General features: G+C 32.4%; 22 protein-coding genes and 2 tRNA genes. 12 read left to right on the forward strand and 12 right to left on the reverse strand.

Annotation, left to right across the window (positions count from 1 at the left end):
- Positions 1-4 precede the first annotated feature (4 nt).
- The 5 genes from RM697_RS12355 to RM697_RS12375 all read left to right on the forward strand — a co-directional run bounded on the left by RM697_RS12355 (position 5) and on the right by RM697_RS12375 (position 5,896).
- Entirely contained in the window at positions 5-958 is a 954-nt protein-coding gene (locus tag RM697_RS12355; protein WP_311428212.1) for an AAA family ATPase, read from the forward strand.
- 1 nt (position 959) lies between these two features.
- Complete coding sequence (locus RM697_RS12360) at positions 960-1,160, forward strand: GldL-related protein (RefSeq protein ID WP_311428213.1); 201 nt, start codon at positions 960-962, stop codon at positions 1,158-1,160.
- 205 nt (positions 1,161-1,365) lie between these two features.
- The gene (locus tag RM697_RS12365; protein WP_311428214.1) at positions 1,366-3,633 is read left to right on the forward strand and encodes an aconitate hydratase; all 2,268 of its coding nucleotides are present in this window, start codon (positions 1,366-1,368) and stop codon (positions 3,631-3,633) included.
- A gap of 110 nt (positions 3,634-3,743) precedes the next feature.
- A complete protein-coding gene (locus RM697_RS12370) occupies positions 3,744-4,415 on the forward strand; it encodes a Crp/Fnr family transcriptional regulator (RefSeq protein ID WP_311428215.1) in 672 nt (223 codons plus the stop codon).
- A gap of 80 nt (positions 4,416-4,495) precedes the next feature.
- Complete coding sequence (locus RM697_RS12375; RefSeq protein WP_311428216.1) at positions 4,496-5,896, forward strand: hypothetical protein; 1,401 nt, start codon at positions 4,496-4,498, stop codon at positions 5,894-5,896.
- Between the two features lie 77 nt (positions 5,897-5,973).
- Here the strand turns inward: RM697_RS12375 and RM697_RS12380 are convergent, their stop codons facing one another.
- The 7 genes from RM697_RS12380 to RM697_RS12410 all read right to left on the reverse strand — a co-directional run bounded on the left by RM697_RS12380 (position 5,974) and on the right by RM697_RS12410 (position 11,196).
- Positions 5,974-7,107, reverse strand: coding sequence for a lycopene cyclase family protein (locus RM697_RS12380; RefSeq protein WP_311428217.1), 1,134 nt, complete (start codon positions 7,105-7,107; stop codon positions 5,974-5,976).
- Between the two features lie 9 nt (positions 7,108-7,116).
- Positions 7,117-7,566 carry a sterol desaturase family protein gene (locus tag RM697_RS12385; protein WP_311428218.1) on the reverse strand — a complete coding sequence of 150 codons (450 nt, stop codon included), beginning with the start codon at positions 7,564-7,566 and terminating at the stop codon, positions 7,117-7,119.
- Between the two features lie 9 nt (positions 7,567-7,575).
- The gene (locus tag RM697_RS12390; RefSeq protein WP_311428219.1) at positions 7,576-8,415 is read right to left on the reverse strand and encodes a phytoene/squalene synthase family protein; all 840 of its coding nucleotides are present in this window, start codon (positions 8,413-8,415) and stop codon (positions 7,576-7,578) included.
- 4 nt (positions 8,416-8,419) lie between these two features.
- A complete protein-coding gene (locus RM697_RS12395; RefSeq protein WP_311428220.1) occupies positions 8,420-9,916 on the reverse strand; it encodes a phytoene desaturase family protein in 1,497 nt (498 codons plus the stop codon).
- A 52-nt stretch (positions 9,917-9,968) separates the two neighbouring features.
- Positions 9,969-10,865, reverse strand: coding sequence for a MerR family transcriptional regulator (locus RM697_RS12400; protein WP_311428221.1), 897 nt, complete (start codon positions 10,863-10,865; stop codon positions 9,969-9,971).
- Positions 10,866-10,984: 119 nt separating this feature from the next.
- Positions 10,985-11,068, reverse strand: a tRNA-Leu gene (locus tag RM697_RS12405).
- Positions 11,069-11,120: 52 nt separating this feature from the next.
- Positions 11,121-11,196: transfer RNA gene (locus RM697_RS12410), tRNA-Lys, on the reverse strand.
- A gap of 129 nt (positions 11,197-11,325) precedes the next feature.
- Here RM697_RS12410 and RM697_RS12415 point away from each other — a divergent pair.
- Positions 11,326-11,850: a shikimate kinase gene (locus RM697_RS12415; RefSeq protein WP_311428222.1), complete on the forward strand. Its 525-nt coding sequence runs from the start codon at positions 11,326-11,328 to the stop codon at positions 11,848-11,850.
- Here RM697_RS12415 and RM697_RS12420 read toward each other — a convergent pair.
- Together RM697_RS12420 and RM697_RS12425 are read right to left on the reverse strand one after the other, a co-directional pair.
- The gene (locus RM697_RS12420; protein WP_311428223.1) at positions 11,842-12,342 is read right to left on the reverse strand and encodes a phosphoribosyltransferase family protein; all 501 of its coding nucleotides are present in this window, start codon (positions 12,340-12,342) and stop codon (positions 11,842-11,844) included. The genes RM697_RS12415 and RM697_RS12420 overlap by 9 nt on opposite strands.
- Positions 12,343-12,380: 38 nt before the next feature.
- Positions 12,381-12,752 (reverse strand): RNA-binding S4 domain-containing protein, encoded by a 372-nt coding sequence (locus tag RM697_RS12425; RefSeq protein ID WP_311428224.1) that lies wholly within the window; start codon positions 12,750-12,752, stop codon positions 12,381-12,383.
- Between the two features lie 127 nt (positions 12,753-12,879).
- Between RM697_RS12425 and RM697_RS12430 the strand changes: the two genes are divergently transcribed.
- Positions 12,880-13,815 (forward strand): FKBP-type peptidyl-prolyl cis-trans isomerase, encoded by a 936-nt coding sequence (locus RM697_RS12430; protein ID WP_311428225.1) that lies wholly within the window; start codon positions 12,880-12,882, stop codon positions 13,813-13,815.
- 35 nt (positions 13,816-13,850) lie between these two features.
- On the opposite strand, the gene RM697_RS12435 is transcribed toward RM697_RS12430, so the two are convergent.
- From RM697_RS12435 to RM697_RS12445, 3 genes are all read right to left on the reverse strand, one after another.
- A complete protein-coding gene (locus RM697_RS12435) occupies positions 13,851-14,435 on the reverse strand; it encodes an outer membrane beta-barrel protein (protein WP_311428226.1) in 585 nt (194 codons plus the stop codon).
- A 75-nt stretch (positions 14,436-14,510) separates the two neighbouring features.
- Positions 14,511-15,464 (reverse strand): transketolase family protein, encoded by a 954-nt coding sequence (locus RM697_RS12440; RefSeq protein WP_311428227.1) that lies wholly within the window; start codon positions 15,462-15,464, stop codon positions 14,511-14,513.
- A gap of 50 nt (positions 15,465-15,514) precedes the next feature.
- A complete protein-coding gene (locus RM697_RS12445; protein ID WP_311428228.1) occupies positions 15,515-16,360 on the reverse strand; it encodes a transketolase in 846 nt (281 codons plus the stop codon).
- Positions 16,361-16,585: 225 nt separating this feature from the next.
- Here RM697_RS12445 and tgt point away from each other — a divergent pair, with 225 nt between their 5' ends.
- The 5 genes from tgt to dnaB all read left to right on the forward strand — a co-directional run bounded on the left by tgt (position 16,586) and on the right by dnaB (position 22,419).
- Positions 16,586-17,716, forward strand: a complete 1,131-nt coding sequence (gene tgt / locus RM697_RS12450; protein ID WP_311428229.1) for a tRNA guanosine(34) transglycosylase Tgt — start codon at positions 16,586-16,588, stop codon at positions 17,714-17,716.
- A 56-nt stretch (positions 17,717-17,772) separates the two neighbouring features.
- Positions 17,773-18,795 (forward strand): LptF/LptG family permease, encoded by a 1,023-nt coding sequence (locus tag RM697_RS12455; RefSeq protein WP_432277886.1) that lies wholly within the window; start codon positions 17,773-17,775, stop codon positions 18,793-18,795.
- The gene (locus RM697_RS12460) at positions 18,782-19,672 is read left to right on the forward strand and encodes a DMT family transporter (RefSeq protein WP_311428231.1); all 891 of its coding nucleotides are present in this window, start codon (positions 18,782-18,784) and stop codon (positions 19,670-19,672) included. The genes RM697_RS12455 and RM697_RS12460 overlap by 14 nt, the downstream gene beginning before the upstream one ends.
- A 93-nt stretch (positions 19,673-19,765) precedes the next feature.
- Entirely contained in the window at positions 19,766-20,719 is a 954-nt protein-coding gene (locus tag RM697_RS12465) for an acetyl-CoA carboxylase carboxyltransferase subunit alpha (protein ID WP_311428232.1), read from the forward strand.
- Between the two features lie 167 nt (positions 20,720-20,886).
- Entirely contained in the window at positions 20,887-22,419 is a 1,533-nt protein-coding gene (gene dnaB, locus RM697_RS12470) for a replicative DNA helicase (protein ID WP_311428233.1), read from the forward strand.
- Positions 22,420-22,457: the final 38 nt, after the last annotated feature.

Genomic DNA, 22,457 nt, shown 5'->3' on the forward strand with positions numbered 1-22,457 from the left:
GATTATGTCAGATGTTGCTGCAATAGAACAATTTGTATCTAAATATAAAACACTAAAAGAGGAAATTGCTAAGGTTATCGTTGGGCAAGAGCATGTGGTCAATGAAATTTTAATTTCTATTTTTTCTGGAGGACATGCGCTACTAATTGGAGTGCCTGGTTTGGCAAAAACATTAATGGTAAATACAATATCTCAAACATTAGGTTTAGATTTTAAACGTATTCAGTTTACACCAGACTTAATGCCAAGTGATATCCTTGGGAGTGAAATATTAGATAATGACAGGCAGTTTAAATTTATTAAAGGCCCTGTTTTTGCTAATATCATCCTCGCAGATGAAATAAATAGAACACCACCAAAAACACAAGCTGCATTGCTAGAAGCGATGCAAGAACGTGCAGTAACAGTTGCAGGCCATCATTATAAATTAGACTTACCTTATTTTGTTTTAGCAACACAGAACCCAATTGAGCAAGAAGGAACTTATCCTTTACCAGAAGCACAATTAGACCGTTTTATGTTTGCTATTAATTTAGATTATCCAAGTTTTAGAGAAGAAGTTGAGGTGGTTAAGGCTACGACAACAGATGTGCAAGCTAAAGTAAATCCATTATTTACAGCACAAGAGATTATTGGTTTTCAGAATGTAATACGTCGTATTCCTGTTGCCGATAATGTTATTGAATACGCTGTAAATATGGTTAGTAAAACAAGACCTAAAGCAGATACAGCTTCAGATTTAGTAAAGGAATTTGTAGATTGGGGAGCAGGACCAAGAGCTTCTCAAAATTTAGTGCTAGCTGCAAAAACACATGCTGCTATTAATGGTAAATTTTCCCCAGATATAGAAAATATTCAAGCAGTTGCTCCTGGAATTCTTAGGCATAGAATTATTAAAAACTACAAAGCTGAAGCCGAAGGCATTAGTGATTTACAGGTGATTAAAAGCTTGTTTTAACATGAAACTTAAAGCATATGCTTTACCAATTGTGGTAATGTTAATTGGTTTTTTGATGACTACTATTGGTTCACTGTTTAAAATAATGCATTGGCCTAATGGAAGTGAGTTGTTAACATTAGGTATGGTTTTAGAAAGCATTGGAGTTATTATTCTTATAATCAAGCTTGTCATTAATCATAAAAAAGAAGTCAATTCTTAGATAAACTTAAAGTTATTTTAAGTTCTTAAATTGTTAAATTATTGATTTTTTAATCAAAATATTCAATTATCTGTATTTTTTAACTTTTAAACCGATCAATCTTTGAATTATATTCAGTATAAATTCAATTCTATTGCGTATTTTTTAATTTGACTAATATTTCTTAATTTTGCAAGACCAAAAAATCAATTAAAATTATAAACATATGGCATTTGATATAGACATGATCAAAAAGGTATATGCTAGTATGGCTGAACGCGTAGATAAAGCAAGAAGCATTACTGGTAAACCTTTGACTTTAGCTGAAAAGATTCTTTACAGTCACCTTTGGGATGGTTCTCCATCAAAGGCGTTTACTCGAGGAAAAGATTATGTAGATTTTGCTCCAGATCGAGTTGCTTGCCAAGATGCTACAGCACAAATGGCTTTATTGCAGTTTATGCAAGCAGGTAAGCCAAAAGTAGCAGTGCCAACAACCGTTCACTGTGATCATTTAATCCAAGCCAAAAGTGGTGCAGCTGCAGATTTAAAACATGCCAATGATACAAGTAGTGAAGTTTTCAATTTCTTAGAATCTGTATCAAACAAATATGGCATTGGTTTTTGGAAACCAGGAGCAGGAATTATTCATCAAGTTGTTTTAGAAAACTATGCTTTTCCAGGTGGTATGATGATAGGAACCGATTCACATACAGTAAATGCTGGAGGATTAGGAATGGTAGCCATAGGTGTTGGTGGAGCAGATGCTGTAGATGTTATGGCTGGAATGCCTTGGGAATTAAAATTCCCAAAGTTAATAGGTGTTAGGTTGACAGGTAAATTATCTGGATGGACATCACCTAAAGATGTGATTTTAAAAGTAGCAGAGATTCTTACTGTAAAAGGTGGAACTGGAGCCATCGTAGAGTATTTTGGACCTGGAGCTATATCTATGTCTTGTACTGGTAAAGGAACCATTTGTAATATGGGAGCTGAAATAGGAGCAACGACTTCTACTTTTGGTTATGATGATTCCATGGAACGTTATCTAAGAGCAACTGATCGCTCTGATGTCGCAGACGCAGCTAATGAAGTGAAAGATTATTTAACTGCTGATGCCGAAGTATATGCTAATCCTGAGCAATATTTTGATCAGGTTATTGATATTAATTTATCTGAATTAGGACCCTTATTAAATGGACCTTTTACACCAGATTTATCAACATCAGTTGGTAAGGAAATGACAGAAAAGGCGCAATCTAACGATTGGCCAATGAAAGTAGAATGGGGATTAATAGGATCTTGTACTAATTCATCTTACGAAGATTTATCTAGAGCGTCTTCCATTGCACAGCAAGCCTTGGATAAAGGTTTAAAAACAAAAGCAGAATTTGGAATTAATCCAGGTTCAGAACAAGTAAGATATACAGCTGAACGTGATGGTATTCTTCAAGTTTTTGAAGAGTTAGATGCTAAAATATTTACGAATGCTTGTGGTCCTTGTATTGGACAATGGGCAAGATATAGCGACCCCAAAAATGCACCTAAAAACAGTATAGTACATTCATTTAATAGAAATTTTGCTAAACGTGCAGATGGTAATCCAAATACTCATGCCTTTGTAGCTTCACCTGAGATTACAGCAGCTATAGCTATTGCAGGTCGATTAGATTTTAATCCAATGAGAGACACCTTAATCAATGAAAATGGTGAGGAAGTAATGTTAGACGAACCTACAGGATGGGAATTACCACCAAAAGGGTTTGAAGTTAAAGAGAATGGTTACTTGGAGCCAGTTGCAGATGGTAGTGGCGTAGAAATTAAAGTAGCAAAAGACTCAGAACGATTAGAATTACTAACACCTTTTAAACCAATTGGAGGTAGTATTACTGGTGCTAAATTATTAATTAAAGCTTTTGGAAAATGTACTACAGATCACATCTCAATGGCTGGACCTTGGTTACGTTACAGAGGTCATTTAGATAACATTTCTGACAATACATTAATAGGTGCTATTAATGCATTTAACAAGCAAACCAATTTTGTAAAGAGTCAACTAACAGGTGAATATGATGCTGTACCAGCTACACAACGTGCTTATAAAGCCGAAGGTATACCTACAGTTGTCATTGGAGATCATAATTATGGAGAAGGGTCTTCTAGAGAACATGCAGCTATGCAGCCAAGACATTTAGGTGTTGTAGCTGTCATTGTAAAATCATTTGCAAGAATTCATGAAACAAACCTTAAAAAGCAAGGTATGCTTGGATTAACCTTTGCTAATGAGAGTGATTACGATCTAATACAAGAAGACGATACCTTTAACTTTGTAGATATTAATGAGTTTGCACCAGAAAAACCTTTAACTATAGAAGTTGTTCATAAAGATGGTAGTTTTGATACTATAAAAGTGAATCATACCTATAATGCTTCACAGATAGAATGGTATAATGAAGGTTCTGCATTGAATCTAATTAAAAAGGAAAATGCCTAAACGTATTTTTATATAATTTGAAAAGCTCCATATCTGGAGCTTTTTTTATGTCTATATGTAAGGTTTATAGTATCCTTACGACCGTTCTGTTATCTCATAAAACTTTTATAATGAACTCAGTATGGTTTTTTGAGGATGTCAATCTTTTTAAAGTATTATGTCCTCATAAGTTTAAAGCTTATAAATCAGATCATGATTTTGATGCTTATAACAAAGAAGATTATATTTATTTTGAAGAAGACCATGCCAATAAAGTATACCTTATAGAAAAGGGTAAAGTTAAGATTGGATACTACACAGAATCTGGTAATGAGGTCATTAAAGCTATTCTAACTCGTGGTCAGTTGTTTGGTGAGAAAGCAATTTTAGGTGAAGAAAAGCGCAACGAATTTGCTCAGTCCATAGATAATTCAACATCGATATGTCCTATTGGTGTTACTACGATGCATGATCTTATGAGAGATAATCAAACCTTTAGTTTTAAGGTATATAAATTCATTGGGTTAAAGTTTAAGAAATTAGAAAGGCGCTTACAACTCTTATTATTTAAAGACACCAAAACAAGGCTAATGGAGTTTTTACAAGAACTTTGTGACGATTATGGTTATGAGTGTCCTAAAAATGGAGACCATGTCATAAAACATCCTTATACTCAAAAGGATATTGCATCTTTAATAGGAACATCGCGTCCAACATTAAATATTCTTCTTAATGAACTAAAAGAGGAAAACATACTCAACTTCAACAGAAAAGAAATACGAATTATAAAAAAAACAGCTTAATGTTAGCTGGCTAACATTTAATGATCTTACAGTGATTTAATTTTGTTTCATAATAAGATATGAACTTAAAAAAAATCACAATGTTTAAGAAAACAATTTTCGCCTTTATGGCAATGAGCTTGTTACTTTCATCATGTAGTAATGATGACGATGTAACTCCAATTACACCAGATGCAGGAATCCTTAATGGAGGTCCTTTTACCTTTTTTGTAGATGGCCAACCAGATATGGTTTCTGGTATAACCACTGATCCAGATGCTGTAGGAACAAATAGAACATTTGTTATAACAGATGATGCAGGGAATATTTTAGGATTACCACCAACATTAGAGGCCCTGGAAGGTGTTGATTTTGATGGCGCTGGTACTGGAACCTGTTTAATATGGTATTTACGTTTTGAAGATGGACTATTAGGTGCCGAAATGGGACAAAATGCTAATGATTTAGAAGGAAATTTTGATTTATCAAATTCTATAACAGTCACTAGAAATAATGGACCAAATGCAGGAACTCTTAGTGGAGGTCCTTTTACCTTTTTTGTAGATGGACAACCAGATATGGTTTCTGGTATCACCACAGATCCTAACGCAATAGGAAGTAATAATACTTTTGTGATAACAGATGATGCAGGAAATATTTTAGGTTTACCACCAACATTAGAAGCCTTAGAAGGTGTAGATTTTGATGGTGCTGGTTTAGGAACGTGTTTAATATGGTATTTACGTTATGAAGATGGTTTAGTAGGTGCAGAAATGGGAATGAATGCCAATAACTTAAGCGGAATATTTAGCTTATCAAATTCAATTACTGTAAATAGAAATGAAGCTCCAAATGCAGGCACATTATCAGGCGGACCTTTTACATTCTGTGTAGATGGCACAATTGATAACGTCAATGGCATTACTACAGATCCAAATGCTGTTGGTACTAATAGTACCTTTGTTATAACTGATGATTTAGGAAATATTTTAGGTTTACCTCCAACACTTGATGCTTTAGAAGGTGTTGATTTTGATGGTGCAGGAGCTGGTGTTTGTTTAATATGGTATTTGCGTTTTGAAGATGGATTAATGGGAGCTGAAATGGGAATGAACGCAAATAATCTTTCAGGAATATTTAGCTTATCTAATGCTATTACAGTAACTCGAAACCAATCAAATGCAGGAACCCTTTCGGGAGGTCCATTTAATTTCACTGTAGATGGTACACCAGATATGGTATCTGGAATTACTACAGATCCTAATGCAGTTGGTGCTAACAGTACTTTTGTGATTACAGACGATTTAGGAAATATTTTAGGCTTACCACCAACTCTAGATGCACTTGAAGGTGTAGACTTTGATGGTGCAGGAGTAGGTACTTGTTTAATATGGTATTTACGTTTTGAAGATGGATTGGTAGGAGCCGAAATGGGACTAAATGCAAATGATTTAGACGGTTGTTTTAGTTTATCTAATTCAATAACAGTTAACAGAAACTAGGAATCAAATATTAATTTTTTGAGTTCTATTATTGTTAGATTCCGAAACTCGATCTTTAATTAGATCGAGTTTTTCTTTTAAAGCGTTTTAAAAAATGCTTTAATAAAGCTAGAAGAAAACAAGGATAACATTATTTTTAAGTCTTCACTAAAATGAGATTCTTCATCTAAAAAACGAAACATCGTTTTTGTGTTGTTTTTTGTGTAAAACTGTTCAAAAATCCACTCGCCTTTTGGGTTTTCATCATGCAATACTTTTAAAAAAATTTTGTCATAAAAAGCAAACTTTTTATTATATAGATTAAAATGTGGTAGTTTATTTTGCTTAATGTTATCAATGATTTTTGAAACTTTCTTTTCTGTGTGTTTAAAAGAATAACCTGTAGATCCTTTTACCCAACCACCACCAGTACCAATTTTGGTAATATGTTCGGTATTATAATTTTTAAACTTAAAATCTGTCATTGGTATTACACCTTGTTCAGACTCAGTGATAGCGTAATCTTCAATATTTAAGATATTAGTAATATACGATTTTAAGTAAGTGTCATAGAGTTGATCTTCCACAGTATATGATGTAAAAAAAGTAAACTCAACTAATGCTTTCCGTTTAGTAAGCGGAAGCACATATGTAAACGTTGTATCATTATTGTGCTTAATACGATAATCCATTACTGTAAATGATTCAGGATTAAAAGTATCAGTTTCTGTCTCTATAATCCAACCTTTAAAATGCTGAAATACCCTGGTATAGTTGTCTTTTCCAGAAAAATAATCTTCAGGAATTCTACTATCAAAAATGTAATTTGTCTTATAACTAGTATTTTGTCCATTAACAATAAAACCATCAATAGATTTAACAGTATCTATAATAAAGCTAAAGTTGTTTTTGTTATTTAAGATGTCTTTAGCATAATTGTAGAAATCTAAAGATTGAATCAATTTGTATTGGTAATCGTCTAAATTTATATCATAAGATTGTTTGGAGGAATGAAAGTTGCAAGAGTTCCATGTTTTAGATATAATATCATTCCATAGACCATGTCCTTTTTCCCAAAAACACCAAGTTTTATCGTTTTCTAGTTTTTTAGAAGAATCAATTAAGGCAATTTCTTTAGTGTCAAAGAAAGGGTCATTAGCCATTGCTAATGCCAATTGCAAACCAGCTAAGCCGTTACCAATAATGATATAATCTAAACGGCTTTTATCCATAAAGATTAGTTAATTCTTAAAATATTTGAGAGGTACTATGAGCATCCCGTAGTTTTCACCTTTGTGTTTCCCTAGGTGCTTATGATGAATTTTGTGAGCACGTCTAACACCACGAGCATACCAGTTATTAGCATTACGAAAGAGCTTGAAACGTTGGTGTATAAAAATATCATGTACTAAAAAATAGGTAAGGCCATAGGCAAAAATACCTAAACCAATAGGTAAACAGAACCAAACGTTTTCATAACTCCATAGATAGAAACAAATAATACTAACTAAAGCGTAAAAAATAAAGAAGGCATCATTGCGTTCAAACCAACTATCATGGTCTTTGTGGTGATGATCTTTGTGTAAACTCCATAAAAACCCATGCATAATATACTTATGAGTAAACCATGCCATAAACTCCATAAAAAAGAAAGTTCCTAAAAAAACGCTAAGCCAAATGAATAGTTGCATGTTTTAAAATTACATTAAGTTGAGTTGATATTTGACATAGCTTCTCGTTAAAAGCTCTATCTTTTTATAATCAGGCACTCTAATACGTGTGGTTTTAATTTTTAGTGCTGGAGTTTTCTTTAATTTTTTGAGTAATTGTCTGTAATAACGATAAGCCATAAATACTCCAAATTTTGCTTCTAGTGGTAATTTTCTAATACCTTCTAAACCTTTGGCAAAATCAGCTTCTATATCTTCAATGATATGTTGTTTAGAAGCTTCATCTAAATTATCTAAATCTGTATTAGGAAAATAAGTACGTTCTAAATCATCATAATCGGCTTTAAGATCCCTTAAAAAATTAACTTTCTGAAAAGCTGAACCTAAAGCCATAGCTGTCTCTTTAAGCTCATCAAATTTTTCTTGGTCACCCTTTACAAATACTTTTAAACACATTAAGCCAACAACATCAGCAGAACCATAAATGTAATTTTTGTACTCCTCTGGAGTTAAGTATTTCTTTTTATGTAAGTCTAATTGCATGCTATTCATAAAAGCGTCTACATGTTCTTGTTCTAAATTGTAACTATGAAAAGTATGCTGGAAAGAGTTAAGGATTGGATTGAGACTGATCTTATCAGTTAATGCATTATTTAAGTCTTTTTCAAAATTACTGAAAAGCTTTTTTTTGTTGTAGTCATGAAAAGTATCTACAATTTCATCAGCAAATCTCACAAATCCATATATGTTGTAAATATCTTGCCTAATAGATTTAGACAGCATTTTTGTAGCTAAAGAAAAAGAAGTGCTATAAGCGTTAGTTACTGTTTTAGAGCAGTCCTTAGAAACGGAATCGAAAATAGATTTCATGTAATTATAAAATTGATGCTTTTAAACTCGTTGTTTTCCGAGAGAATTGTTTATTTATTAGTTCTGCTACCAGTTTCCCAGAAATTAGAGAAGGTGGTACTCCAGGTCCTGGAACGGTTAATTGTCCTGTGAAGAATAAATTCTTCACTTTTTTACTTTTGAGTTTAGGTCTTAAAAATGCGGTTTGGAGAAGCGTATTAGCCATGCCGTAAGCATTTCCTTTGTAAGAGTTATAATCCTTGATAAAATCATTTACACAAAAACTCTCCTTAAATATAATGTTTTTTTCAACTTTTTGTGAGGTAAGCCTTTCAAAACGTTTAATAATGATATTAAAATAATGTTCTCTAAGCTCTTTTGTGTCCTCAAGCCCTGGAGCTAATGGAATTAAAAATATACCAGCTTCTTTTCCTGTGGGAGCAGCGTTATCATCTGTTATACTAGGGAAACTTGCATAAAATAAGGGTTCATCTGGCCATTTAGGATTGTCGTAAATAGCTTCTGCATGAACATCGAAATCTACATCAAAGAATAAAGTATGATGATTTACATTTATTAATTTTTTATCAAAACCAACATAGAATAATAAAGATGAAGGCGCAAATGTTTTTTTCTCCCAATAAGATTCTGAATATTGTCTGTACTCTTCATCTAATAATGTCTCAGAATGATGATAATCTGCACCACTGAGAATGATGTCTGATTCAAAAATCTTACCATTAGATAGTATTTTAGAAGCTGTACCATTATGTACTAAAATTTTTTCTACTGAGGCATTTGTTTTAATAGTTACACCCAAGGATTTAGCTAATTTTTCCATAGCCAATATAACCTGATACATTCCTCCTTTAGGATGAAATGTGCCAATACCAAAATCGGCATAATTCATAAAACTATAGAACGAAGGTGTGTTACTTGGTTTAGCACCTAAAAACAATACAGGAAATTCTAGTATTTGAGAAAGGCGTTTGTTCTTAAAAGACTTACGAACATCCCTTTTTATATTACTAAAAAATTGATTTAATTTCGTCGCAGTTTTTAAAGTAACTAATTCTAAAGGTGATTCTCCTGGATTATATACTAAATCTTTTATAGCTATATCGTAATTAGACTTTGCAGTCGCAATAAATTTTTTAAGTTTAATAGAACTGCCTGGTTCTTCGTTTTCAAAAGCTATACAAATTTTCTCTAAAGTATCTTCAATAGTGATGTAGTCCTCTTTACCAAAATAAACACTGTAAGCAGGATTGAGTTTTTCTAGCTTATAAAAGTCTGAAGGTGAAGTATCAAAGTCAGCAAAGAAACGATCAAATACATCTGGCATCCAATACCAAGTAGGACCTATATCAAATGTAAAACCTTCTTTCTTGAGTTGTCTTGCTCTTCCGCCTATGGTACTATTTTTTTCAAAAATGGTAACGTCAAAGCCATCTTTTGCTAGATAACAAGATGCTGCTAGTGATGAGAATCCTGATCCAATTATTGATACTGATTTTTTCATGTTTAACAAATATAATTAAAAGTTAAACAGAATAGGAAGAAGTTTAAAACTTTTATAATTCTTTAACTAAATCCATGATAGAATTGAAAGCTCTGAAACCTTTAGGAAGATTTGTTGTATCAATAGTCTGAACCATTCTACCTAACATCCAAAACTCTGTGTTATTACCGTCGAGTAACTTTTTCTTGACATCTTCTAAATATTTAGGTATTTCGTCTTTTTCAGGCTTAACTGTAAAGTAAGATAAAAAGGTAATATTATCATAATAGCCTAACACATCAACTAAGCTATCCATCGGAACACTCTGCCCAAGCAGTATAGAATGGTGCCCATGAGCAACTATTTCATAATTAATAAACATTAATCCAAGTTCATGAACTTCATTATCTGGTAAATAAAGCACAAACGTTTTATCTGTAGTAGATTTATTTATTTGTATGTTTTCTGTATTAATCAGAATTTTTTGACGTATCAAAGTCGTTAAAAAATGCTCGTGAGCTGGTGTAATGGTATCGGTTTGCCACAATAAACCAATCTCTGTCATTAGCGGAACAAATACGTCGTAAAAAATGTTTCTGAACGTTTTCTCTCTAATGAGACCATTGTAGGTATTATAGAAGAGAACTTGATCAAAGTTTAGCATAGACAACTTGAAAGAGTTTATTGCATGACTTTTTAAGTTGGTTTGGTTTGCAATATTTCTTACTAACTCAGGGATTTTTTTTTCTTCTACTTCTGCTATTTTAGAAATTTTATAACCATTATTATTTAGGTAACTAACATTTAATAATTTCTGAAAATTCTCTAAATCGTAATATCTTATGTTGGTATCTGTTCTTTTAGGTTGAAGTAGATTATAACGTTTTTCCCAAATACGAATTGTATGAGCTTTAATACCAGTAAGGTTTTCGAGATCCTTAATGCTAAATTTGTTCTTTACGTTGTTCATTTATTTATAAAAAACTTTAAACAAAAATAGGTATTTATACTTAGATAAGCATCTTTTGGGTAAATATAAAGCAATAAAATGTGAATAATTTAACAGAATTTGTTAAATACGTAAGAAAGTGCGCACGAGAAGACTCGAACTTCCACGGACTAATGTCCACCAACCCCTCAAGCTGGCGCGTCTACCAATTCCGCCACGTGCGCATATAATGAAGTCATCAAAAATAAGAAAAGTTAAGCATTTGCTTAACTTTTCTGGTGACCTGGCTGGGGCTCGAACCCAGGACCCTCTCCTTAAAAGGGAGATGCTCTACCAACTGAGCTACCAGGTCGTCATTTTCCTTAAATGAGGGTGCAAATATAAAATGTTTAATTAATAATACAATGCAATTATCTAATAAATTTTTGTTTTTTTGTGATGTGATATTTTAGGTGCTTAATAATCAAAAAACAAACCTAATATGATTGTAGTTTTAATAGGATACATGGCTTCTGGTAAGTCTACAATTGGTAGACAATTGGCCTCTAAGTTAGGCTTTAGTTTTATAGACTTAGACAGCTATATTGAAGAACAAGAACTACTTTCTATTTCTGATATATTTAATAAAAAAGGTGAAATTTATTTTAGAAAAAAAGAGTCTGAATACCTTAACGAAATTATAAACGGAGAACAAAATAATATAGTTCTTAGTTTAGGTGGAGGCACACCTTGCTACGCAGATAATATAGCTTTGTTATTAAATGATAAAAGTATTTTAACAATTTACCTAAAAGTTGGTTTAGATGAAATAGTTAATCGTTTAGGTAATGAAAAATATAAAAGACCATTAGTTGCACATATAGAGACTAGGGAGGATTTAAAAGATTTTATAAGAAAGCATTTATTTGAACGCTCACTTTATTATGAACAGTCTAATATTAAAATACATACTGATCATAATTCTGCAAAAGAGGTCGTTGAAAAAATAATATTACAACTATATTAAAGCAGCTTCGTAAGCATTTGTAACTAAACTAACTTCTATATGTTCTTTTAATGTTGTGGATAATGAAATTCCTTTAAAGTCAGCTTTTACAGGATATTTTTTATGATTTCTATTAACAAGAACAGCTGTTTTAAATTGTTTTAATGGCACATCTAAAAAATGTTTTACACCATAAATTAATGTACTACCAGAGTTAAGAACATCGTCTACAAGAACAATAGATTTATTTTTATAATCTTCAGGTTTTAATGAGGTGCTGATTGGATTTAGAGGCTTTTTTTTATCAATTGACACCTTACAAAGAACAACATTGAGATCAGAAATTTTAGATAATACAGTTTTAATCTTTTTAGCTAAGATGTAACCATTTTCATCAATTCCAGCGAGTATAACTTCAGTATTTTTAACGTTGCTTTCATAGATTTGGTAAGCAATACGTCTAATTTTATGCTCTATTTCTGAATGTGTTAATATGATTTGTTTATCTGACATCAACAATTGTTTTTCCAAAGATAATAAAGCAATTTGGATTACTCAGAATCCTCATAAAAATCATCAATATCTCTACGATCTTTTTTTGTTGGTCGTCCTGTACCTTTCTTTCTGTAGTAATCCTTAGAATATTTAAGAAGCTGCTGAGCATCAAATTCAGATTTTGGAGTTGTATCTGTTCTATAAATATCAACTAGCTTAGCGCCAACTCTATTTGGAGGAATATCTAAGATAGTAAGTTGGTAGTTGATTTGATTTTTACGAACACTTATTTTATCCATAGGATACACTTCTTTTCCAGGCTTAGAAATTTGTTCATTGACTTTAATTTGTCCTTTTTTGCAAGCAGTTGTTGCCATATTTCTTGTTTTGAAATAACGAACACACCATAAAAACTTATCAATCCTCATACAAATTCATTAAAAACAACGTTAATGTTGTTGTACAAAAATAGTATTATATTGTATCTTGCGAACTTAAAATTAAGCAAGATTGAACAATTTGATTTAGTCCTCTAAGTCATTAAAAAAAGAATTTATGAAAATTAGAAGTTTGGGTGTTTTGGTTTTAACACTATCTTTACTGATTGCCTCTTGTCGTCCAGATGATGGAGGGTCTACTACACCTGTTGCTAATGATAGAACAGAACAGCAAGTTATCGATGATGCTGCACTAGTTGAGTACTTAAATACACATTATTATAATGCTACGACCTTTGATGGTTCTGGTGGTTTTACCATAGAAGATATTGACATCATGGAATTACCAAAAGATGACGATGATAACTATTTACCTTTACCAGATCCTGATAATAATAATTTGTTAATAGAGGATGTTGAAGAAATTGCTACCACTTTCTTAGACGTAGATTATAAATATTACATATTGAGACTAGGTCAAAATGGAGGAGGAGAAAGTCCTAAATTCTCTGACGATATTAGAGTACGTTATTCTGGTAACTTAGAAGATGGTACTATTTTCGATAGTGCTGTTACACCAGTTGAATTTGATATGACCAACGTTATACAAGGTTGGAATCGTGTTATGCCACAGTATAATACTGCAGAATCTTTTGAAATTATTGGAGGAGAAGTTATTTATACCAATTATGGTTTAGGCGTTATGTTTTTACCTTCAGGTTTATCTTATTTTGCAACACCACCTTTTGGAGTACCAGCTTATGCTAACCTAGTCTTTAAATTTGAGTTATTACAATTTGAAGAAAATGATCATGATAACGATGGTATTCCTTCTTATTTAGAAGATTTAGATTTAGATCTTAACCTATTTACAGATGATACAGATGAAAATAGTGTACCTAATTATATAGATAATGATGATGATGGTGATGGTGTTTTAACAATCAATGAAGACGAAAACGGAGATGGAGATCCTACCAATGATATTGGTGAAAACGGAATCCCTAGATATTTAGATCCTGAAGAAACGGATTCTTTTGAAACAGAAGACTAATTAAAAAGCCGCTAAATTTTAGCGGCTTTCTTATATTATATTTTTAAAGATAAACTGAGAATTAGTTGATCTGGTCTGGTATCTAATCGACTTATATCAATCCCATTATTATTAAGGAAATTAGCTTCATTATCACTAAATCCTCTCTCGTATCGTAAATCAATTCCAAATTTATCTATATTAAGTCCAATACCAAAGTTTAAACCAACACTAAAGTCATTGTCAATATCACTTACATTAATATTTCCAAATTCAGAATCTAAGATATACTGAAGTGATGGACCACCAAATATATTAATAGGTCCAAGAACTTTAATACCTACTAAGAGTGGTAAGTCTAGTTTTTTCATACTAAAATCTGAGCTGTTATAATCACTCTTTGTAGCTGTATAAACCAGTTCTGGTCTAAAGAATACCTTGTTGCCAAGTTTGCCAAATACACCAAAATGATAACCTATATTTCTATCAGGATTCTCGGCTGTATCACCTATTGAGGCAAAGTAATTGCCATTTGCGTTGTAGTTTAAACCACCTTTAATTCCAAAACCACTGCCTGATTGTGCATAGGTAGATGAACAGAATAATGTCAGTATAAAAACTGATAAAGCTAATTTTCTCATAATATTCGTTTTAAGATTTGATAGTTATAATCAAAAACGTTGCCAAAAGAAAATTATTCTTAATAAGCTAATCTTTTATTTGCGCTTTAGTACTGTTAATGATGCTTCAACTATAGCTTTAGCATTAAGACCATATTTATCCATTAATTGAGCCGGAGTACCAGATTCTCCAAAAGTATCTTTGGTAGCTACAAATTCTTGAGGTGTTGGGTGGTGTAACGCTAATACTCTAGAGACACTTTCTCCGAGACCTCCAAGATAATTATGTTCTTCGCAGGTTACTACACAACCTGTTTTTTTAACAGAATTAATTATGGCATCTACATCCAAAGGTTTTATGGTGTGTATATTTATCACTTCAGCACTTATCCCTTTTTCATTAAGAGTTTTTGCAGCTTCTAATGCTTCCCAAACTAAATGTCCTGTAGCCACAATTGTTACATCATTACCGATTTGTAAATATACTGCTTTACCTATTTCGAAAGTTTGATTCTCTGGTGTAAAGTTTGCTACTTTAGGTCTACCAAACCTTAAATAAACAGGACCATGATGTTTAGCTATAGCAAGCGTAGCAGCTTTAGTTTGGTTATAGTCGCATGTATTAATTACAGTCATGCCAGGAAGCATCTTCATTAAGCCAATATCTTCTAGGATTTGATGTGTAGCACCATCTTCGCCTAGAGTTACTCCTGCATGAGAAGCACAAATTTTTACATTCTTATGAGAATAGGCAACGCTCTGTCTTATCTGATCATAAACTCTTCCGGTTGAGAAATTTGCAAATGTTCCAGTAAAAGGAATTTTACCACCTATGGTCATTCCTGCTGCCATACCAATCATATTGGCTTCAGCAATCCCAACTTGGAAAAAACGATCCGGATGGTTGGCTTTAAAATCATCCATTTTTAATGAGCCAGTTAGATCTGCACATAAAGCAACTACATTATCGTTAGTCTGTCCTAGTTCAGTTAATCCTGCTCCAAAGCCTGATCGTGTATCTTTATTTCCTGTGTTTTTGTATTCTATCATTTTCAATATTGTTTTAAGATCATCTCTAAAATGAAGTATTTGGATGCCTTTTAATAATCGCCTAAAGTTTCTGAATTTTGCCCAAGACCAATTGCTAATTGATCATCATTTGGTGCCTTGCCATGCCAAGCATGAGTGTGCATCATAAAATCTACACCATTACCCATTACAGTTTTTAACAAAACACAAACAGGTTTTCCTTGTCCAGATTTAGATTTGGCGTCTTCCAACCCTTTTATTATCGCTTCTATAGAATTGCCTTCTTCAACCTCTACAACAGTCCATCCAAAAGCTTCAAACTTAGCTTTTAAGTTACCCATTGGCAATACATCATCTGTAGAGCCATCAATTTGCTGACCGTTAAGATCTATAGTAGAAATAAGATTATCTACCTTATTACCAGACGCATACATTATGGCTTCCCAATTCTGACCTTCTTGTAACTCACCATCACCATGCAAGCTGTAAACAATATGTTTATCGTTATTTAATTTTTTAGTCTCAGCAGCACCAATTGCAACAGACATACCTTGACCAAGAGAGCCAGAGGCAATTCTCACTCCTGGTAGTCCTTCATGTGTAGTAGGATGTCCTTGTAATCTAGAATTTATTAATCTAAATGTATTTAATTCATCAACTGGAAAATAACCAGATCTAGCTAATACACTGTAGTATACAGGTGAAATATGACCATTAGATAAAAAGAAAAGATCTTCACCTTTGCCATCCATATTAAAACCATCATTACGTTGCATAACGTCTTGATAAAGCGCTACAAAAAATTCAGCACAGCCAAGAGATCCACCTGGATGACCAGAGTTTACTTTATGAACCATTCTAAGTATATCTCGTCGTACTTGAGTTGTTAAATCTTCTAGTTGTTTAATATCTGGCATTAGGATTATGACTTTAAATTTAAAGCATCAAAAATAGGTTTTAAAAACCCCTTTGCAAAGTCTAAAAAAAGCCACTTATTAACGAAATACCTCTACTTGCTAACAATTTTTGATTTAGACCAATTTCTTATGAATTAAGAATTTTAACAGCTACATATTTTTAGAAGTCATTAGGATAATTTGACATTGAGTTGATTATCTTTGGCAACGCAGATAATCTATAACATGACTTTCGATTTAAAAGCTAAAGATCCACAAAGTAAAGCAAGAGCAGGTATATTAAAAACAGATCATGGAACTATTGAGACTCCTATTTTTATGCCTGTAGGAACTGTAGCTTCTGTTAAAGGTGTGCATCAGCGTGAGCTTAAAAATGATATTAATCCAGATATTATTTTAGGAAACACCTATCACCTTTACTTAAGACCACAAACACCAATTTTAGAAGCAGCTGGAGGTTTACATAAGTTTATGAATTGGGATAGAAATATTTTAACAGATTCTGGAGGTTATCAAGTATACTCTTTATCTGCTAATAGAAAAATTAAAGAAGAAGGCGTTAAGTTTAAAAGTCATATCGATGGAAGTTATCATACTTTTACTCCAGAAAATGTTATGGAAATTCAGCGAACTATAGGAGCTGATATTATTATGGCTTTTGATGAATGCACACCATATCCATGTGATTATAATTACGCAAAGCGTTCTATGCATATGACGCATCGCTGGTTAGATCGCTGTGTAAATCATTTAGAGAAATTACCGTTTAAGTACGATTACAGTCAAACATTTTTTCCTATTGTCCAAGGCAGTACTTATAAAGATTTACGAGAACAATCAGCAGAATATATAGCTAACGCTGGAGCTGAAGGAAATGCTATAGGTGGATTATCTGTTGGTGAACCTGCTGAAGAAATGTATGCAATGACTGAAGTTGTTTGTGATATATTGCCTGAGGATAAACCTCGTTATTTAATGGGAGTTGGAACACCAATAAACATATTAGAAAATATTGCCTTAGGTGTTGATATGTTTGATTGTGTAATGCCAACACGTAATGCAAGAAATGGGATGCTATTTACTGCTCATGGAACAATAAACATTAAAAATAAAAAATGGGAAGACGATTTCTCTCCGATAGATGAAATGGCAATTACGTTTGTAGATACAGAATATACTAAAGCATACTTAAAGCATTTATTCAGCGTTAATGAATTGCTCGGAAAACAAATAGCTACCATTCATAACCTAGGATTTTATTTATGGTTAGTTAGAGAAGCTAGAAAGCATATTATTGCAGGAGATTTTGCGACATGGAAAGCACAAATGGTTAATCAAATGAATAAGCGTTTATAATAGTGAAGATATTAGATTGGTACATATTAAGACGTTACTTGTTTACATTCTTCTCTATGTTATTATTGTTTATTCCAATAATGATAACTGTAAACCTAGCAGAGAAGATTGGTAAAATTCTTGAAAAAGAAGTTCCATTTTGGGAAGTTATGGAATACTATTTAAACTTTACGATAGTATTTGCCAACTTACTATTTCCTATATTTTTGTTCTTATCTGTGATTTGGTTTACCTCTAAACTTGCCAATAATACTGAGGTTATCGCTTTTTTAAGTTCTGGAGTATCCTTTACACGATTTTTAAGACCCTATCTTATTGGAGCTTCTATTGTTGCAGCTATTGCACTTTTATTAGGCTTATATCTAGCACCAAAAGCAAATACAGGTTTTAATGAGTTTAAATATAAATATCTAAAAGGTAGAGCTGGAGTTCAGGATACAAAGCATGTTTACAGTCAAATTAATGATAATGATATTATTTATGTTAGTAGTTTTAATCCTAGTGATAAATCAGGAAGAAACTTCACTTTAGAGCATTTTGAAGGTAATGAATTAAAATATAAAATTTTTGCAGATCAAATTAAATATGATGAAAAAGACTCTACTTACAAGTTAACACGTTATGTGAAGCGTGTTGTTGGACAAGAAGATGATAGCATTTTTATTCAACGACGTATGAATTTTGATTTTAAATTTAACATCGAAGAGTTTACACCTGTATCCTACGCAGCTGAAACTAAAACCTATTCTGATTTAGTAAGATTCATTGAACGAGAAAAGAAAAAAGGGTCCTCTCAGATTGGACGATATGAAGTTGTAAAATACAGAAAATGGAGCCTTCCTGTTTCTGTGTTTATTTTAACTATTATTGGTCTATCAGTATCTTCAGTAAAACGACGAGGCGGAATGGGAGTAAATCTATTATTCGGAATTTCTATTGCCTTAGTCTACGTGTTCTTTGATAAGATATTTGGAGTAATGGCAGAACAATCTAGTTTTTCACCTCTAGTTGCCGTTTGGTTTCCAAATATCATTTTTGGTATTTTAGCCATATACATACTATACAATGCCAAACGCTAAACTTAAGAATTACCTTCACCTTCACGTATTGGTTTTTATAGCAGGCTTTACGGCTATTCTAGGAAAAGAAATATCTATAGATTCTGTTCCATTGGTTTGGTATAGAATGCTCATTGCTATGCTTTTAATGTTTTGTTACATTAAGATTATTAGGCTTAAAATTAAAGTAGATAAAAAAACCATGTTTCAATTTTTTGGAGCAGGTATTATCATAGCATTACACTGGATTACTTTTTTTGAATCTATTAACCAAGCCAATGTATCTATAGCCTTGGCTATGTTTTCAACAGGTGCTTTTTTTGCATCGTTTATTGAGCCTTTAATTTTTAGAAGAAGAATTTTAGGTTTTGAGATACTTTTTGGTATTGTAGTTATTATTGGTGTTTTTTTAATAACACAAAGCGAGATAAGGTATATCAATGGTATTTTATTAGGTATATCATCAGCATTGTTTTCAACTTTATTTGCTGTTATTAATGGAAAATTTATTGTAAAGCATAATGCCACTATAATTTCATTTTATGAATTTATAAGTGGTGTTTTTTTTATTAGTATTTTTTTAGTTTTTAAGAATGAATTTTCAAGGGAGTTCTTTCAGTTATCTAGTAAAGATTGGCTTTTATTATTAATACTTGGTTCAGTTTGTACAGCATATGCTTTTATTGGTGCAATACATGTAATGAAACAGATAAGCCCTTACACAGTAATATTAAGTTATAATTTAGAGCCCATTTACGGAATTGCTATAGCGCTCTTTTTATATCCTGAAACAGAAACCATGTCGCCAAATTTTTATTATGGTGCTATCTTAATTTTATGCACAGTAATTTTAGATAGTGTTTTAAAAAATAGAAAGAAGAAGAAATTAAATACATAATACCAAGATTTATACTAAAGTTGATTTAAGGATTCTCATATTGAATCAAAAAATGTAAATTTGCATGCTAACTAAAACTAAAATTCAGTTTCTATGGAATATTTAGAATTTGAACTTCCAATTAAAGAACTAGAAGAACAACTAGAAAAATGCCAAGTTATAGGTGAGGAGAGTGAAGTTGATGTAACTGAAACCTGTAAACAAATTGAAAAAAAACTAGCAGAAACCAAAAAGGATATTTACAAAAACCTTTCAGCTTGGCAAAGAGTACAGCTGTCTAGACATCCTAATAGACCTTATACTTTAGATCACATTAAAGCACTTTGTGGTGATTCGTTTTTAGAATTACATGGTGATCGTAATGTAAAGGACGATAAAGCCATGATTGGTGGTTTGGGTAAAATAGGAGACCAAACATATATGTTTATTGGTCAGCAAAAAGGGTTTAATACAAAAACTAGACAATATAGAAATTTCGGAATGTCTAATCCAGAAGGTTATCGTAAAGCTTTGCGTTTAATGAAATCTGCTGAAAAGTTTGGTATTCCTGTTGTTACACTTATAGATACTCCTGGTGCTTATCCTGGACTAGAGGCTGAAGAACGCGGACAAGGCGAAGCTATAGCTAGAAATATATTAGAAATGACACGTCTTAAAGTTCCCATCATAACCATTATTATTGGTGAAGGAGCTTCAGGAGGAGCCCTAGGTATTGGTGTTGGCGATAAAGTTTTAATGCTAGAAAATACCTGGTATTCTGTTATATCACCAGAATCGTGTTCATCTATTTTATGGAGAAGTTGGGAATATAAAGAGCAAGCAGCAGAAGCACTAAAACTTACAGCTAAGGACATGAAACGTATGAAGCTTGTAGACGAAATCATCAAAGAACCATTAGGTGGCGCGCATACAGATAGAGAAAAAACATTTTTAGCTGTTAAAGATGCAATCTTAAAAAATTATGATCTTCTAAAGAACTTATCACCAAAAGAATTGGTGAAACAACGTATGGAAAAATACGATGAGATGGGAGTTTATAAAAGCTAACCCTCTAACAACATAGCTTTTAAAAGTACTGAAGTGTTTTACTTCAGTTTTTTTATCACTATTAACAATATTTCTCACTTATTAACAGTTCAATTGTTGATGAACTGTTGAGATTCATAAATTAGTCTCAAGCAGTTTATCGATAGTTATTAGCTACTTTAGCAGTTATGAAACAACCCAATCCAGTTCAAGGCTACAAAGTCGATAAAAGCACTATTATTAATCTAGAGAAAGGTAAAATACCTCCACAAGCTCTTGATTTAGAAGAAGTTGTGCTTGGAGCTATGATGATTGATAAAAAAGGTGTTGATGAGGTTATTGATATCCTTAGTGCCGAAGCTTTTTATAAAGAAGCACATCAACACATCTTTGAAGCTATTTTCAAATTATTTGAAAACAGTGAGCCAGTCGACTTATTAACTGTTTCTAGTCAATTAAAGAAAGATGAAAAATTAGATGTTGTTGGAGGTGATTTTTACTTAATTTCCTTAACGCAACGCGTCTCCTCATCTGCTCATATTGAGTTTCATGCACGTATTATATTACAAAAGTATATTCAACGTAGTCTAATTAAAATTTCTAACGAAATTATCGAAGAAGCCTATGATGAAACTAAAGATGTTTTCGATCTATTAGATAATGCAGAAGCTAAGCTATATGAAGTTACTCAAGGTAATGTTAAAAAATCTACAGAGACTGCTCAAAGTTTAGTTATCCAAGCCAAGAAGAAAATTGAAGAGATATCAAATAAGGAAGGTTTAAGTGGTATACCTTCAGGATTTGATAAAGTAGATAAGCTCACTTCTGGTTGGCAGCCAAGTGATTTAGTTATTGTAGCTGCACGTCCTGGTATGGGTAAAACTGCATTAACCTTGACTATGGCTAGGAATATGGCTGTTGAAAAGAATATACCTGTTGCCTTCTTTTCATTAGAAATGTCTTCTGTACAATTAATCACACGTTTAATTTCTAGTGAAACGGGTTTATCCTCAGAGAAATTAAGAACAGGTAGATTAGAAAAACACGAATGGGAACAACTTAATGTTAAGGTGAAAACATTAGAAAAAGCACCTTTATTTATAGATGATACACCTTCGTTATCTATTTTTGATTTAAGAGCTAAAGCACGTCGTTTAGCATCGCAATATGGTATTAAATTGATAGTTATTGACTATTTGCAATTAATGACTGCTGGTGGAAGCCAGAAAGGCGGAAATAGAGAGCAAGAAATTTCTACCATTTCTCGTAACTTAAAGGCATTAGCAAAGGAATTAGAAGTCCCAGTAATTGCATTATCTCAATTATCTCGTGCTGTAGAAACTCGTGGAGGAAGTAAACGTCCTTTGCTTTCAGATTTACGTGAGTCTGGAGCTATTGAGCAAGATGCAGACATTGTATCGTTTATTTACAGACCAGAATACTATAAAATTGAAGAATGGGATGATGAAGAGCGTTCACCAACAGAAGGACAAGCAGAATTTATTGTAGCAAAGCACAGAAATGGTGGATTGGATAATATCAGATTAAAGTTTATTGGTCATTTAGGTAAGTTCGATAACTTAGATGATTTTGATACACCTTTTGGTGAATTCCACTCTAAAATGAATGCTGCTGCAAACGACGACACTTTTAAACCAGATTTATTTCCAACAGCAGATGACGCATTTGATACACCTGATGATGATGGTGTACCGTTTTAATCTTTTTTTAAGATTCTCAATGTCTTAATTGCCTTATC

It is taken from the genome of Microcosmobacter mediterraneus (genome assembly GCF_031846265.1).
In the GTDB taxonomy this organism is placed as follows: domain Bacteria; phylum Bacteroidota; class Bacteroidia; order Flavobacteriales; family Flavobacteriaceae; genus Microcosmobacter; species Microcosmobacter mediterraneus.